We start from the raw sequence: 14,329 nt of genomic DNA, 5'->3' as shown, positions 1-14,329 counted from the left end.
CCCGGAGTACCTTCTTGGTCACTCAGCGTAACAGCGCTTTGCGTATTGCCTTGGCCCTCACCTTCTCCGCCATTTTCGTCACCTCCCCCCTGGCCGCCTGCGGGGGGACGGACGACACCGGCGACGTGCCCACGGTGAGCTCGTCGAACCCCATGGATGGAGCCAGCGGCGTGCCCCTCAATGCGAAGGTCTCCGTGGTCTTCAGCAGGGCGATGGATCCGCTCTCGCTCACCACGTCGACCTTCGTGGTGAAGCAGGGCTCCACGCCGGTCTCTGGCACCGTGGCCGCGGGGGCAGACGGGACGACGGCGATCTTCACCCCCACCAGCAGCCTGGCGGGCAACACGGTCTTCACGGGGGTCATCACGGCCAAGGCCAGGACTCCCGCGGGCCAGGCCCTGGCGAAAGATCACACCTGGAGCTTCACCACGGGAGCCACCGCTGACACGGCCCCGCCCGAGATCAGCGCGACCAACCCTTCCAACAATGGAACTGGTGTCGCCATCAACGCGAAGATCACCGCGACGTTCAGCAAGGCGATGGACCCCCTCACCCTCAAGACGTCTACCTTCACCGTGAAGCAGGGCACCACGCTGGTCCCGGGCACCGTGGCCTACGGGACCACGGGCACGACGGCGATCTTCACCCCCACGAGCAACCTGGCCGGCAACATGGCCTTCACCGCCGAGCTCTCCACCGGCGTCCTGGATCTGGAAGGCAACCCTCTGGCCCGTGCGTTCTCCTGGAGTTTCACGACTGGCACGACCGAGTCGAGGGGGCCGGCGCCCGTGGGCCTTGGGATGGCCGGTAATTATGTGGTGCTCGCCAAGACCGCCATCTCGACCGTTCCGCCCTCCGCCGTGACGGGAAATATCGCGGTCAGCCCCGCGGCTGCGACCTTCATCACGGGCTTCTCGCTGGTCGCCGATGCGACGAATGTCTTCTCCACCTCGTCTCAGTTGGTCGGCAAGGCCTACGCCGCCAACTATGCCGTGCCGACTCCTTCCAACCTCACCACGGCCATCAGCAACATGGAGAGCGCGTACAGCGACGCCGCCGGACGGCCCACGCCTGACTTCCTCGAGCTCGGCACCGGCAACATCGGTGGGATGACCCTCGCCCCGGGGCTCTACAAGTGGACGAGCACGGTGACAATCCCAGTGGATGTCGTCATCTCGGGCGGCGCGAACGATGTCTGGATCTTCCAGACGACGGGAGACCTCACGATGGACGCGGGGAAGAAGGTCACCCTGAGCGGCGGCGCGCAGGCCCGGAACATCTTCTGGCAGGTCGCCGGCAAGACGACCTTCGGAGCAAACTCCCACTTCGAGGGGATCGTCTTGTCCAAGACGGACATCACGCTCCAGACGGGTGCGACGATGAACGGCCGGGCGTTGGCGCAGACCCAGGTGGCGCTCCAGCAAGCGACCGTCACCCAACCCGCTCCGTGAGCCCTGGGCGCTAGTGGAGTGTCCGACTAGTTTTTCAACATAGTCGAGACCACAGGGTAGGTTGGGTGGAGGAAGAGACCGGATAAGTTGGGTGGATGAGGAGACGACCGCCGCATCTGCTCCACCTCTCGCCTGGGGAAGTGGCCTACCTCAAGACGCTGGTGGAGGACGGACGTACCGAGCAGCGTGTCGCGCGCCGAGCGCGCGTGCTGCTGGCCATGACCGACCCGGACACCGTCGTGTCGGAGCTGGCCGACAGACTGGAACTGGAGCGCACCACCATTTGGAACTTGTGCCGTCGCTACGAAGCGTACGGTGTCGATGTGGTGCTGGATGCACCCCGCTCCGGCCATCCGCGGGAGCATTCCCCCCCTACAGCGAGTGGAAGTGGAGCAGTTGGCATGTTGTGAGCCGGCGGGCGTCGGCTTGGAGATGACGCACTGGTCCACCCGGAGCCTGGCCCTGGCGGCACGTCAGCGGGGCATTGCGCCCACCATCTCCCACTCCACGGTGGCGCTCATCCTGCACGACGCTGACTTGCGACCGCACCACACGCGTTACTGGAAGACACCCACCCTGGACGACACCTTTCGTCACAAGGCGGCCCCAGGTGCTGTGGTGCTACGAGCAGGCGCAGCAGTTGGCCCAGAAGGGCGAAGTGGTGTTGTGCGTGGACGAGAAGCCCAACATCCAGGTGCTGCACGGCGACCAGCCCGTGCGGTCCATGCAGCCCGGCCGCATCGAGCTCCGGGAGTTCGAGTACAAGCGGCACGGGACGGTGAACCTCCTGGCCAAACTGGTAGTGCACTCCTGCCGTATGCGCAGCTGGGACCTGGAGAGAAACAACGGGGACTGATTGCGAGCCGTACTGCCGCAGTTGCTTGGGGACCATCGCCACGCCAGGCGCATTCACCTCATCTGGGACAACGGCTCCAGTCACACCGCCAGGCAGACGCACGACTTCCTTCGCACCCACTACCCGCACGTCCGGGTGCTTTTCACTCCAGCCCATGCCTCCTGGCTCAATCAGGCGGAGTTGCTGCTTCGCGCCTTCACCGAGCGCTACCTGCAACGAGGGGACTGGGCCAGCCGTGACGAGCTCATTGAGCACCTCGACGCCTGCTGGCCCGAGTACAACCGCCTCTACGCCCACCCCTTCTCCTGGTCCTGGACTCGCGCCAAGATGCACTCGTGGGTGGACCGGCACCTGTCCTCACTATGTTGAAAAACTAGTCGGACACTCCACTAGACCCGGTCCTCATCGAATGCCACGCCGCGCCCCTCGAAGACGCGGAAGAACTCCCGGGGGGCGCGTTTCTTGCGCAGACAGCGCGTGGCGTCGCGCATGTAGCAGAGCGACAAACCGCGCCGTCGGTACCCCTCGCGGCTCGGGCCCGAGCGGTGCCAGAGTTGGTTGTGGAGCAACACCACCTCGCCCGCCTGGACCGGCAGGGGGACGGCACCACGGCCCTGGACACCGGCCATGTCCTCGTTGCCGGTGGGTACAACGCCTCCGCGGAGGTCCATGACCCCGAGACCGGTATCTGGCGCGGCGCCGGCGCGGCCCCCCATGCCTATCGCGAGGCCAGCGCCACCCGCTTGCTCGACGGTCGGGTGCTGGTGACGGGCGGCACCGACTCGGTAGGAGCGCGCCTGAGCTCCGCGGAGGTGTTCGACGTGGCCAGCGGAACCTGACGGTTCCGTGAAGCTGGAGGCAAGGGCGGAGACGGGGGACTTGCTGGACGTGAGCCTGCGCGAGGGCAACGTGCACAGCGCCAGCGGGGCGCTAGAGTTCATCTCGGGGTTGCTCGAGCGGGTGGAGAAGGAAGTATGCGAGGTGGCGGCGGTGCGCATGGACGCGGGCTCGCCCGAGGAGAAGCCGGCGCGCTACGGCCCAAGTCCAACTACCAGGGCCATCCGCCCGTGCGGCGCTCGGTTTCAATCGATGCCTTCGCCCACAACGAGGTGCGCCTGTGGTGCTGCTCATGGGCCAGGAGTCGGCCAGTCTCTGGCGCAAGCCGAGGAACCAGCTTGGCTCGCTGAGTACGGCCCACATCACCTGACCTCGACAGCGATTGCCGCTCATCCGTCGAGTCGTTCGCCGCACCCTTTCCAACCACTTCTGCTTGCTACCCGCGGCCCCGGGAGGGCCGGCGTCTGTTCCATGCCCGAAGTCGCGCACAGGAGCCCCTGGCTCCTGCTCTCGTGCAGGCATTGGGCCAGTCGTCATGAATATGGTGGGTTCACACGTACCCGAAGCGGCGGCGCAGGAACCACTCGGTGCCCAGCAGCCCCACCAGCGCCACCAGGTAGTACCAGCGATCCCACAGCGGACGATCCTTCGCCCGGCCCACTTCCACCACCGGCGGATCCAACAGCGGCACGTCGTCCGGCAACCCATCCATCGGCAGCCGGAACGCCTTGCCTCCCGTGTACTTCGCGATCTGCTCCATCAACTCCGGCCGCACCGACGCGTCCGACAGCTCCGGGCCCACCGCTCGCACCGCCACCGCGTCCTCGCCCTTCCCCAGGTCCGTCTCGCCCTTCTTCGCCGTGGCCACCAGCTTGTACGGCCCCGGGGCCGGCGGCGCGAACTCCAGCCGCACCACCCCATCCGGACCCGTCTGCCCCGTCTGCACCGCCACCGGCTTCTGCGTGTCCACCGACACCAGTTCCACCCGTACCTGCGCGTCCTGCGCCGGCTGGTAGTCCGCCGTCCTCGAGGACACCACCACCCCCACCGCCTTGCCCGGCTCCACCGAGGGCGGATCCGCCGTCACGTTCAGCGTCGTCAGGTCCGGATCCCTCACCAGCCACCGCAACGCATTGCTCCAGAACCGGTCATACGCCCGGCTCGGCGCTCCTCCCTTGTGCGCCGTGAACGCCCAGTACCAGCTCGCATCCGTCGCCACCACCATCGACCGGCCCCGCCCGTAATCCCACACAGACACCAGCGGCGCGTTCTTCCCGTCCACCGTCATGAACGGATGGTCCATCAGCACCGTCGCCCCTTGCTTCGCCCGCGTCTGGTTCGCTCCCGGAATCGCCGGCAGCTCCGCCCACACCGCCTCCGTGCTCGCCCCTCCCGACGCCATCGCCGTCACCGGGTGTCGCATTCCCTCCGGCGTCAGCCTCGCCTTGAAGGGCTCCACGTTCGCCGGGCCCGCTCCCTCCACCGGCAGCGTCTCGTACAGCGTGGGCATGTTCGCGCGGCCCTCGCCCAGCACGCTGTCTCCGCCAATCATCACCAGCGCACCACCGTTGTGCACGTAGCGCTCCAGGTTGCGCTCGTACTGGGCGATCGACAGCGACGTGTCCGTGTAGCCAAAGTTCTGGAAGATGACGACGTCGAACGTGTCCAGCTTCGTGTCGAAGATCTCCTCCATCGGGAAGGGAATCAGCGACAGCTCGCGCTCCTGGCTCACCACGCCCGGGTCGTCCGACATCGTCCGCAAGATGTAGAAGGACACCAGGTCCACGTTCGCGTCCTGCCGCAACAGCCCGCGCAGGAAGCGCTCGTCCCACGACGGCCTCCCCACCACCAGCAGCACGCGCACCCGGTCCCGAATCACCTTCAGCACGAACGAGCGCGTGTTGTTGTCCCCCACCGCCTCGTCCGGGAACACCGGCATGCTCACCGTGTACACGAAGCGCCCCGTCTGATCCGGCGTGAACGTGAAGCCCACCGGCTTCACGTCATCCGAGGACTCGAAGCGCACCGACTTGCTCGCCACCACCTTGCCTTCCTGCTTCAGCACCACCGGCACGTCCTGCCCCGAGAAACCCCGGCCGTGCACCTCCACCTCCACCGTGATGGAGTTGCGCACGAAGGCGAAGTCGTCCACCTTCACCCGCTCCACCGCCAGGTCCTTCAGCGCCTCGCGCCCCACCAGGAAGGTGGACACCGGCACGTTCAGGTCCGCCAGCGCCGCTCGCGCCCGGCCCACCGCTCCACCCGCCAGTTCCACGTTGTCCGCGCCGTCGCTCACCAGCAGCACGCCGCCCAGCTTCTTCGTCCCCTGCGCCCCCGCTCCCACCGAGCGCAGCGCCGACAACAGGTCCGACGTCCCCGCTCGCGCCGGCTCCTTCGCCAGCGCCTCGGCCGACGTGGGCGACAGCTCCGGATCGAAACCGTACACCTCCACCGTGTACCGGTCCTGCAGCCCCGCCAGCCCCGGCGCCGCCTTCTCCAGGAAGGCCGCCGCCTGCGCCGAGCGCGTCACCCCTCCCGGCTCCACCGGGAAGTTCATCGACGCCGAGCGGTCCACCAGCACCGCCAGCCGGTTCTTCATCCGCGCCACCTGCAGGTTGCGGATGCCGGGCTCCAGCAGGAAGAAGAGCGCCGCCAGGCCCGCGCCCGCGCGCAGCGCCCACAGGGACCAACGCCGCAGCCGCGCCGGCTCGCGCCGCACGCCCCACGCCGCCAGCCCCACTCCGAGCGCCAGCCCCACGCCCATCAGCACCAGTGCCCACACGGGCAGCGGCGAGAGGCTGACGAGCTTCCAGGCATTGAAAGGCGTGGTGTCCATGAATGAGTCGGGGGCCTCGTGTCAGCGGCGCTTGTTGAGGATGAGCGGCAGGTGGACGGCGTCGTCCTTGTAGTCCAGGCAGAGGGCGTACATGCAGAGGTTCACCCCCAACCGCACCGCCAGCTCGCGTTGGGGCTCGCCGCCCGGGGAGACGTCGAATTCGTAGTCTCCCGCCTCGCTGCGGTTCCACGCCCCGGCCAGGTCGTTCTGCGAGTACATCACCGCCGCCCGCTTGCCGAGGTTGGCCGCCAGCAACTGTGGCTTGTTGAGCAACCGGCCCGGCGCCGAGTCCAGCAGGAAGAAGCTCTTGAAGACCACGTGGGTGGAGGGCACCGGGGTGAGCGGGCTCTGCGGCAGCACCCGCGCCATCTCGCGGCGGAAGCTGGCGTCGAAGCCCTCCCCGTCGCTGCCGTCATTGGCGTCCGCCAGGAGGAAGCCGCCAAACGTCAGGTAGCGCCGCAGGTTCTCCACCTCCGCGTCGCTGAAGGGCGGAAACGCCCCGTCCCCTCCCAGGTACAGGAAGGGGTAGTCGAAGAGCTCCGGGCTGGAGAGGGCGAAGGGCCGGGCGTCCGGCAACACCTCCACCGAGGTGCGCCGCTGCAGCTCCCAGGTGATTCGTCGGAGCCCCGACAATCTCGTATCCCACCGGCCACCATGGCGGGCCACGGCGGGGATGAAGCGGCTCTTCTCTCCGAAGGCGAGCGCACGTCCGGACAGCAGCGGGACGAGCGCCGCGCTCCCGAGCAGGAGGGTTCGACGGCTGAGGGGGCGCACGGGCATAGGGGTTTCTATATACCGTCGACGCGCCCTTGCATTCCCCGCTATAGAGGTTCCCCATGGCGAAAGGCGGACAGACGCTGAAGGATCCTGCCTCCCCCCGGATGCAGGCGGCGTGGAAGCTCAAGGACTCGGGGGACGTGGTCGCCGCCCGGCGGGAAGCCGAGCGCATCCTGGCGGACAACCCCACCCCGGAGGACAAGGCGCAGGCCGAGGAGCTGTTGCGCCGCTCCTCCACGGCCCCCGCCCTCTACGGCTTCGCCATCCTGGCCGCCGTCCTCCTCGTGCTGCTCGTGGTGCTCGCCGCCACGCGCTACTAGGACACCGTCGTGGACTCGTACCTCGAAGCCCTCAAGGCCTACCAGACGTTCAACCCCGCCGGCTGGGTGGCCATCTACCGGTTGCTGCCCATGTGGGCCGGCATCGTGTGCTGTGTGGTGGGCCTCGCGATGCTGCTCTTCGGCGGCGGCCGCGTGTTCCGCGTCGTCGCCGGGCCCCTGGGCGCCCTCATCGGCCTCACCTGGACGGGCGTGCTGCTCGCCAGGTTCCACATGGCCGCGGACCCGCGCATGCCCACCGCCACCGCCGCGGTCCTCTCCGTGCTGGGCTTCCTCTTCCCGCCCGCCATCATCTACCTCGGCGTGGGCATCCCCATTGGCCTGCTGGGCGGGCAGATCGCCGGTCCCGGTGACTTCCTCATCGGCTTCGCGCCCGGCCTCATCCTCGGGGGCCTCGTGGCCGCGGTGCTGCACCGCCAGGTGGCCGCCATCATCGCCTCGCTGCTCGGCGGCTGGCTGCTCGTGCTCGGCGCCATGGCGGCCCTGCACCAGTTCGGCGGGCTCGTCAGCGCCATGGCCAGCCAGCCCTGGGGCCTCATCATCGCCGCGGGCCTCTTCGCCATCGCCGGCAGCGTCTATCAGATCGCCGTGCGCCCCTCGCCCGAGGAGGAGGAGCGCCAGCACGCCGAGCGTCAGCGGTTGAAGATGCGGCAGGCCGAGCTCAAGGCCACCGAGAAGCGCTGGAGCGCCCCCCGGGGCGGCAAGTAACCGGGGCGGAACCGGCCTTTACCTCCACCGGGGCCGCGCATACAGTCCGCGCCCCCTCCACCCCCCCGGGACGAGCGACACCCATGGGCCAGGCCACACGCAAGGCGAAGAACCTCGAGAACCGGGAGCCCAAGGCCCCCGAGGCGGAGGGCCCTCCGGCCGCGGACACCGAGGCCACCATCGCCTGGAAGAAGCCCGAGGGCCTGTCCGGCAAGGGGTGGGCGGTGCTCGCCGCCGTCATCCTCGCCATCCAGTTCCCGCTCATCCACTACGCCCTCTTCCGCGGCGAGCCCGCCACCACCGCCACCGTCCCCTACAGCCAGGACTTCTCGGACCCGTCCGTGGTGCAGCGCGACTTCTTCTCCACCGGCGGCCACTGGCGCGTGGTGAACGGGCAGCTGCTGTCACCGGGCGTGAAGAACAACCCGCTCTGGCTCCAGGCGAAGCTGCCCCGGGACGTGGCCGTCGAGTTCGACGTGCGCTCCCAGTCCCCCGAGGGCGACATCAAGGTGGAGATCTTCGGCGACGGCTCGGACCATGCCTCCGGATACATCCTCATTCACGGCGGGTGGAACAACTCGCTGTCCATCATCGCGCGGCTGGACGAGCACGGCGCGCCCCTGAGCTCGCTCCAGCAGCAGGCCCGGCAGGTGGCCGAGCGCAATGGGGGCCAGGGCTCGGGGCTGGTGGAGACGGGCGTGTTCCGCCAGGACACGCACATGCGGGTGGAGGCCCGGCCCTATCCGGTGGAGATCGGCCGCACCTATCACTGGCGTATCGAGCGCAGGGGCTCGCTGCTACGCTGGTCCATCGACGGGAAGCCCTTCATGGAGTTCGATGACCCGCTGCCGCTCGAGGGCAAGGGTCACGACCGTTTCGGGTTCTCCAGCTGGGAGGCCCAGCTCTTCTTCGACAACCTGAGAATCGAGCCGCTGTAGGCGGTGGCTCGAAGGTTGGCGGCGAACCAGGAATCAGAGGTCAAAACGTGCGCAGAGTCGGAATCTTCGGCTGGGGAGTGGTTGCCCCCAAGTCCAGGAACATCGAGGCCTTCGAGAAGAACCTCGCGTCGTCGGAGAGCTGGCTGTCTCCCTTCAACGGCTTCGGTCCGGACAACTTCCTCGTCGGCAACCCGGACTTCGACTTCGCGGAGTACAAGCCGTGGATCGACTCCCGCTTCCCCGCCACGCGCTATGCCCAGCTCGAGAAGAAGATGGGCATGCCGACGAAGATGGCCATTGGCGCCTTCATCCAGGCGCTGGGCCAGAATCCCGGCCTGGAGCAGGAGCTGCAGGCGTTGGGGGCCCGCTCCCACGTCTACGTGGGCACCGGTCTGGGAGATCTGCCGACCATCCACGACATCACCCTGAACCTGCACCGCGCCCAGCGGCGGTGGGACCGTTTCTGGGCCTCGCCCGAGCGCAACAGCGTCCTGCGCCGCTGGCTGGAGACGCGCGAGCCCCTGCCGGGCCTGCCGCCCGAGCCCTCCACGGTGGACGAGGCGGACCGGGACGAGGCCGAGGAGAAGTGGTGGCACTTCTGGGCCGGCCAGTCCCCCGAGCTGCGCGAGTACCTCGCCGAGCAGAAGGAGATTGAGGGCCTGGGCGTGCAGGGCGGCAACGTGGAGGCCGCCAAGCTGGCCGTCATCAAGGAGAAGCGGACGCGCAACCAGCGCCTGCAGAAGAAGTGGGGCGCCCCCGAGCCGCCGTGGAACGCGGTGCCGTCCGAGATTCTCTGGAACATCCACAACACGCCCGCGTCGCAGATTTCCATGATGGGGAAGCTCACCGGCATGACGTTCGCGCCGGTGGCGGCGTGCTCGTCGTTCGGCTACGGGCTGAAGCTGGCGCTGGACGCCATCAACTGCGGCGATGCGAAGGCCGTGGTGATGGGGATGACGGATCCTCCGCCGCACCCGCTCACGGTGGGTGGCTTCTACAACGCGCGCGTGGTGAGCGCGGACGGCGCGGTGTCCAAGCCGCTGACGCAGCTGCGCGGCACGCACGTGGCCGGTGGCTCGGTGGTGTGGATCCTCGGGGACCTGGAGCACTTCACGGCCAAGGGCTTCAAGCCGCTGGGCATGGAGCCCCTCACCGTGGGCGTGACGGCGGACGCGGACCACATCATCACGCCCTCGAAGGAGGGCCCCACCGTGGCCATCCACGAGGCGCTGCGCAAGGCGGGCGTGGATCCGTCCGAGATTGGGAGCTGGGACCTGCACGCCACCGCCACCCCGGGTGACTACCTGGAGATGGAGACGCTGCGCGCGGTGCTGCCCGAGACGGTGCTGGTGACGGCGCGCAAGGGCACCTTCGGCCACGGCATGAGCGCCGGTGGCGGCTGGGAGCTGACGGCCCAGTACCTCGGCTACGCGCGGGGCCAGGTGTTCCCCACGCCGCTGTCCGAGGAGGAGCTCAACAAGGAGATCGGCCGCGTGCACCCCCGCTACGTCTTCGACAAGGCGGTGGCCGCGCCCCAGGGCTGCGCTGGCAAGCTCTCCATGGGCGTGGGCGGCATCAACGCCTGCGTCATCTCGCGCCCCTGGCGCTGAGCGCCGGGCGGCCCTACCCGTAAGGGGTCATGGCCGCTCGTGTTCGCGCTCCCGCGGTGGCGGGCTCGTTCTATCCCGCCGCCGCCACCCTCCTCGCCAGTCAGGTGGACCAGTGGCTGGAGCAGGCGTCCGCCTGTCCGCCTCCGGCCCCCGTGGCGCTCATCGTCCCCCACGCTGGCTACATCTACTCGGGCCCGGTGGCCGCGAGCGCCTATGCCTGCCTGCGCGCGCTGAAGGGCCGGGTGAAGCACGTGCTGCTGCTCGGGCCCTGCCACTTCGTCCTGCTGAACGGGCTGGCGCACCCGGACGCCGAGGCCCTCCGCACGCCGCTCGGGGACGTGCCCGTCGATGACGCCCTGCTCACGCGGGCCGAGGCCACGCGGCACGTCTCCGCCTCCGACCTCGCCCATCGCAAGGAGCACTCGCTCGAGGTGCAGCTCCCCTTCCTCCAGCGCGTGCTGGGAGACTTCGACGTGCTGCCGCTCGTGGTGGGCTCCGCGCCTCCCGAGGAGGTGGCCGAGGTGCTCGACACGCTCTGGACGCCGGACGTGCTGCCCATCATCAGCTCCGACCTGTCGCACTACCTGCCCTACGAGCTCGCCCGGCGGGTGGATCGCGAGACGGCCGATCACATCCTCCAGCTCGAGGGGCCGCTCGAGGACGATCGCGCCTGCGGCGCGGCGGCCATCAACGGACTGCTGCTCGTGGCGAAGCGCCGGGGCCTGAGCGCCGAGTTGCTGGATCTGCGCAGCTCGGGGGACACCGCCGGCGACAAGAGCGAGGTCGTCGGCTACGGCGCGTTCGCCTTCTACCCGCGGGCCTGAGTTGGAGCGCGCACCGGCGGAGCTACGGGAACGTCATACCGTCGAAGAACTCGCCCCCGCCGCTCGCCTCCTGGCCCCACAGCTTCAGGGTGAAGGCGCCGCGCGCCGCCTCCTCCGTCATCTCCACCTCCATCCCGACGCGGCCTGACTTCCCCGGGGCAATGGGCTCTTGCTGCCACACGCCGAGCACCTTCCACTCCACGCCCCCGGGCCCCACCAGCACCGCACCCGCCAGCATCCAGGGCATGCTCCCGGTGTTCTTCAAGTTCAGCTCCACGGACAGCCGCACCACCTCGCGCCCGCCTTCCTCGCGCGTGGTGGCGGAGCGGTAGCTGCGTGCCCTGCTGCTGGTGAGCGTGTTGCCCGGACGCGAGGTGACGCTCCAGGTGATGTTCTTATCGGTGATGCCACCCTCACCCAGCAGTTTCTGAGCAATCAGGCCCAGCAGCCCCACTTGCCCACTGCACCGCGCCTCCAGTCGCGCCTTGTCCTCCTGGCACTGTCGCGCTTCCGCCCGTGCTTGCTGCTCGCCCTCGCCGCGGGAGGCGGGCGGGCGTGTCACCTCCACCTGCCGCGTAGCCTCGGAAGGGTGCACCACCAGCACGAAGCGGGCGCTGGCCGGAGTCATGCCGTCCTGGAAGAAGACCGCCATGGGCACGCGCTCTGCCTGCGTGAGCGCCCGCGTGGGCACGAGCGTCAGCCCCGTTTCCCCCTCCATCACTCGGAAACGCTCCCGCCCGGCGAGTTCCACGCGCCCCAGTTTCGCGTCGAAGAGGAAGCTGGTGGAGAGCCCCGGGTGGATGCACACCGCGTGCGCCTCACCGTGCGTGTCTTCCGTCAGCTCCAGATGGCTCGTCCCCGTCACACAGCCATGTGGAATCGGCAGTGCGGATGCGTCCAGGGGAGCAGCGAGCAACACGAGTCGTAACAGAGCAGCGGAGGACAGCACGGGCATGGACGGGGGTCTCCCGAGGACGTGGACAGGACCGCAGGAGTGGGGCTCTACCATACCTCCTGCCCGGTCGTGTCCGGCCCACGGCCGTCCCGCTTCCCGGATGCCCCTACTTGAAGCGGTCCACCACCCGCACCACCGCAACGGGGTCCACCATCATCTTGCCCGGCGGGCTGCCGGGCCACAGCGCGAGGCCGACCTTGTCGTCCGTGTCCAGCAACTCCAGGCACACCGGGTAGGTTACTCCCAGCGGCGTGCGCGCCTCGGTGAAGCGGCCGTACACCCGCCCCTCCTTGACGTAGAGCCGCCCGGAGACCCGGGTGTTGTCCGGCAGCGCGAAGCGTCCTCCGTAGCCATGGCGATCGGCTCCCGCATCCCAGTCGGCGAACAAGTAGACAGGAGTGTCTTCGTCCACGCGCACGGACCTGCCGCGTACGTCGCTCCACTGCACGTCATGCGTTTCTCCCAGGCGGAAGCCGAGCGTGCCTTTCATGGTCTCCAGGGACCCGGCGGGGCAGGCCTGGGGAGGCGGCGCGGGGCGCTCGGAGGGCACCTGCTGCGCGGCCCCCATGCAGGCCTGCAAGGCGGCGCCGGTGAGGCCCAGACACGCGTTGCGCAAGGCGGCGCCCCGGCGCTTGGGGGCGGCTTCGAGCTGGGAGCCGGGGGTTGTCTGCGGCGGCTGCTTCACGGGAGCACTGTCCTTTCGGGGCGCCTGCGGCGGGGCGGCGGCCGGGGGAGGAGGCGCCTCGGGCAGAGGCGCGGCCACGGCCCGCACAGGTTCCGGCGCTGGCCTCCCCGGCGCCACTTCCTGGCTGGAGCCGAGCCACCACGCCCCCAGCACCACGGCCAACCCCACGCCCACCGCCGCCAACAGCCGGCCCCAGCGCACCCAGGGCTTCACCGGCCGCCGCCGCTCCGGGTGCAGCACCTGCTTCCAGTCCACGTCCGTGCGGGCCCTCAACTCCTCCAGCGCCGCGTGCAGTGCCACCGCGCCCGGGTAGCGCGCCTCGGGCGTCTTGGCCAGCAGCCGCAAGCACACCTCTTCCACCGCCCGCGGCACGTTCGGGTTGACGAGGTGCGGAGGCAGGGGCGTCTGGTGCAGCACCGCCTCCACGTCCTCGCCCCCGTGCTCGGCGGGCCGGAAGGGGAAGCGGCCCGTGAGCAGCCGGTAGAGCACCACGCCCACCGCGTACAGGTCGTCTCCCGGCCCAGCCCGGTAGTGCGCGCCCGGCTCGCCCGCGTGTGCACGTCCATAGGCCCACGCCTCCGGCGCGCGGTAGGGCAGCGTGCCCGGGGGAAACATCCCCTTCGTCAGCGTGGGGTCTCCCTCGTGGTAGCCCGCGCCGAAGTCCACCAGCACCGCACGGCCCGTGCGCTGGTGCACCAGGATGTTGGCCTCCTTCACGTCTCGGTGCACCACCCGCGCCTCGTGCATCACCGCCAGGCCGCGCACCACCTCCAGCACCCGGTCCACCCCCTCACCCACGGTGCGCCCGGGGGCCAGTCCCCACGCGTCCAGGGTGGTGCCTTCAATCAACTCCATCCTCAGCCACACGTAGCGCGGCTTGTCCTCGGGCCACTGGCCGGCGCCCACCTGGCGCCCGAGGTTGGGGTGGCGCAGGAGCATGCCCAGCGACAGCTCGCGCCAGGCCCGCTCGGCGCGCTCCGGGCTCACCTCCAGCGGCAGCACCTTGAGGGCGAACAATCGTCCCTCGGGGCTGCGTACGCGGTAGACGATGGCGAAGCCGCCGCGGCCCAGCACCCCCTCCACCACGTCTCCGCCAATGCGGGTGCCGGGCGGTAGCGGCGGCGTCTCGAGTGGATGCAGGGCGCCCGCGCCGTGCGGGGGGACAGGGGACTCGGGGCTGGGGGATGGCGAATGTGTGGACACGCGGGGCCTACCTCGTAGGACCTCAACTTAGAGCGCGTTTTAAAAATGGATTCTATGGGTCAGGTCACCTGACCCTGGTTCTTCGCCCTCGGGGAAATCCACTTTTGAGTTCGACGTCCCCTCTGCAGGTCATGTCACCTGCCCTCGCTGGTCCATTTTTGAAACGAGCTCTTAGCAGGTTGAGCGTCCCGGCCGGGGCCCACGGAGTCGAGTCCGTGAGCCAGGGGACTCCACAGGTTCAACCCGGGATGCCAGATACCCTCACCCCGTCCCTCTCCCGGAGGGCGAGGGGTTCTTGACGGGGTATTGGC

13 protein-coding genes and 1 pseudogene are annotated in these 14,329 nt (G+C 69.2%); 10 read left to right on the top strand and 4 right to left on the bottom strand.

The window, feature by feature from the left end; all coding sequences use genetic code 11:
* The first annotated feature begins 50 nt into the window (after positions 1-50).
* The 5 genes from VFZ09_RS06455 (at position 51) to VFZ09_RS06435 (ending at position 3,146) form a co-directional block, all read left to right on the top strand.
* A complete protein-coding gene (locus tag VFZ09_RS06455; protein ID WP_329726597.1) occupies positions 51-1,451 on the top strand; it encodes an ice-binding family protein in 1,401 nt (466 codons plus the stop codon).
* Between the two features lie 140 nt (positions 1,452-1,591).
* A complete protein-coding gene (locus VFZ09_RS06450; RefSeq protein WP_329726596.1) occupies positions 1,592-1,861 on the top strand; it encodes a helix-turn-helix domain-containing protein in 270 nt (89 codons plus the stop codon).
* Positions 1,862-2,061: 200 nt separating this feature from the next.
* Entirely contained in the window at positions 2,062-2,307 is a 246-nt protein-coding gene (locus VFZ09_RS06445; protein ID WP_329726595.1) for a hypothetical protein, read from the top strand.
* Complete coding sequence (locus tag VFZ09_RS06440) at positions 2,308-2,676, top strand: transposase (protein ID WP_329726594.1); 369 nt, start codon at positions 2,308-2,310, stop codon at positions 2,674-2,676. It begins immediately after the preceding gene.
* Between the two features lie 176 nt (positions 2,677-2,852).
* Positions 2,853-3,146 carry a hypothetical protein gene (locus VFZ09_RS06435; RefSeq protein ID WP_329726593.1) on the top strand — a complete coding sequence of 98 codons (294 nt, stop codon included), beginning with the start codon at positions 2,853-2,855 and terminating at the stop codon, positions 3,144-3,146.
* Between the two features lie 548 nt (positions 3,147-3,694).
* On the opposite strand, the gene VFZ09_RS06430 is transcribed toward VFZ09_RS06435, so the two are convergent.
* Together VFZ09_RS06430 and VFZ09_RS06425 are read right to left on the bottom strand one after the other, a co-directional pair.
* Entirely contained in the window at positions 3,695-5,980 is a 2,286-nt protein-coding gene (locus VFZ09_RS06430) for a glutamine amidotransferase (RefSeq protein WP_329726592.1), read from the bottom strand.
* A 21-nt stretch (positions 5,981-6,001) separates the two neighbouring features.
* Entirely contained in the window at positions 6,002-6,760 is a 759-nt protein-coding gene (locus VFZ09_RS06425; protein ID WP_329726591.1) for a DUF4159 domain-containing protein, read from the bottom strand.
* 56 nt (positions 6,761-6,816) lie between these two features.
* Between VFZ09_RS06425 and VFZ09_RS06420 the strand changes: the two genes are divergently transcribed.
* From VFZ09_RS06420 to amrB, 5 genes and pseudogenes are all read left to right on the top strand, one after another.
* On the top strand, positions 6,817-7,077 hold the full coding sequence (locus VFZ09_RS06420; protein WP_329726590.1) for a molecular chaperone DnaJ: 261 nt from the start codon (positions 6,817-6,819) through the stop codon (positions 7,075-7,077).
* 9 nt (positions 7,078-7,086) lie between these two features.
* Positions 7,087-7,803 carry a hypothetical protein gene (locus VFZ09_RS06415; RefSeq protein WP_329726589.1) on the top strand — a complete coding sequence of 239 codons (717 nt, stop codon included), beginning with the start codon at positions 7,087-7,089 and terminating at the stop codon, positions 7,801-7,803.
* 83 nt (positions 7,804-7,886) lie between these two features.
* Positions 7,887-8,732, top strand: a pseudogene (locus VFZ09_RS06410) (hypothetical protein); the annotation flags it as partial.
* A 56-nt stretch (positions 8,733-8,788) separates the two neighbouring features.
* Positions 8,789-10,351: a beta-ketoacyl synthase N-terminal-like domain-containing protein gene (locus tag VFZ09_RS06405; RefSeq protein ID WP_329726587.1), complete on the top strand. Its 1,563-nt coding sequence runs from the start codon at positions 8,789-8,791 to the stop codon at positions 10,349-10,351.
* A 29-nt stretch (positions 10,352-10,380) separates the two neighbouring features.
* A complete protein-coding gene (gene amrB, locus VFZ09_RS06400) occupies positions 10,381-11,175 on the top strand; it encodes an AmmeMemoRadiSam system protein B (RefSeq protein ID WP_329726586.1) in 795 nt (264 codons plus the stop codon).
* A gap of 22 nt (positions 11,176-11,197) precedes the next feature.
* Here amrB and VFZ09_RS06395 read toward each other — a convergent pair whose 3' ends face one another.
* Together VFZ09_RS06395 and VFZ09_RS06390 are read right to left on the bottom strand one after the other, a co-directional pair.
* Positions 11,198-12,130, bottom strand: a complete 933-nt coding sequence (locus VFZ09_RS06395; protein WP_329726585.1) for a DUF2381 family protein — start codon at positions 12,128-12,130, stop codon at positions 11,198-11,200.
* Positions 12,131-12,236: 106 nt separating this feature from the next.
* Positions 12,237-14,018: a serine/threonine-protein kinase gene (locus VFZ09_RS06390; protein WP_329726584.1), complete on the bottom strand. Its 1,782-nt coding sequence runs from the start codon at positions 14,016-14,018 to the stop codon at positions 12,237-12,239.
* Between the last annotated feature and the right edge of the window lie 311 nt (positions 14,019-14,329).

The organism is Archangium sp., from assembly GCF_036277355.1.
GTDB lineage: Bacteria > Myxococcota > Myxococcia > Myxococcales > Myxococcaceae > Archangium.
This window is presented reverse-complemented; position numbering and strand designations above follow the sequence as displayed.

Bases quoted from the DNA above. Each gene is read 5' to 3' on its own strand.
- amrB (WP_329726586.1), top strand. From the start codon at position 10,381: ATGGCCGCTCGTGTTCGCGCTCCCGCGGTGGCGGGCTCGTTCTATCCC.
- VFZ09_RS06425 (WP_329726591.1), bottom strand. From the start codon at position 6,760: ATGCCCGTGCGCCCCCTCAGCCGTCGAACCCTCCTGCTCGGGAGCGCG.
- VFZ09_RS06420 (WP_329726590.1), top strand. From the start codon at position 6,817: ATGGCGAAAGGCGGACAGACGCTGAAGGATCCTGCCTCCCCCCGGATG.
- VFZ09_RS06430 (WP_329726592.1), bottom strand. From the start codon at position 5,980: ATGGACACCACGCCTTTCAATGCCTGGAAGCTCGTCAGCCTCTCGCCG.
- VFZ09_RS06395 (WP_329726585.1), bottom strand. From the start codon at position 12,130: ATGCCCGTGCTGTCCTCCGCTGCTCTGTTACGACTCGTGTTGCTCGCT.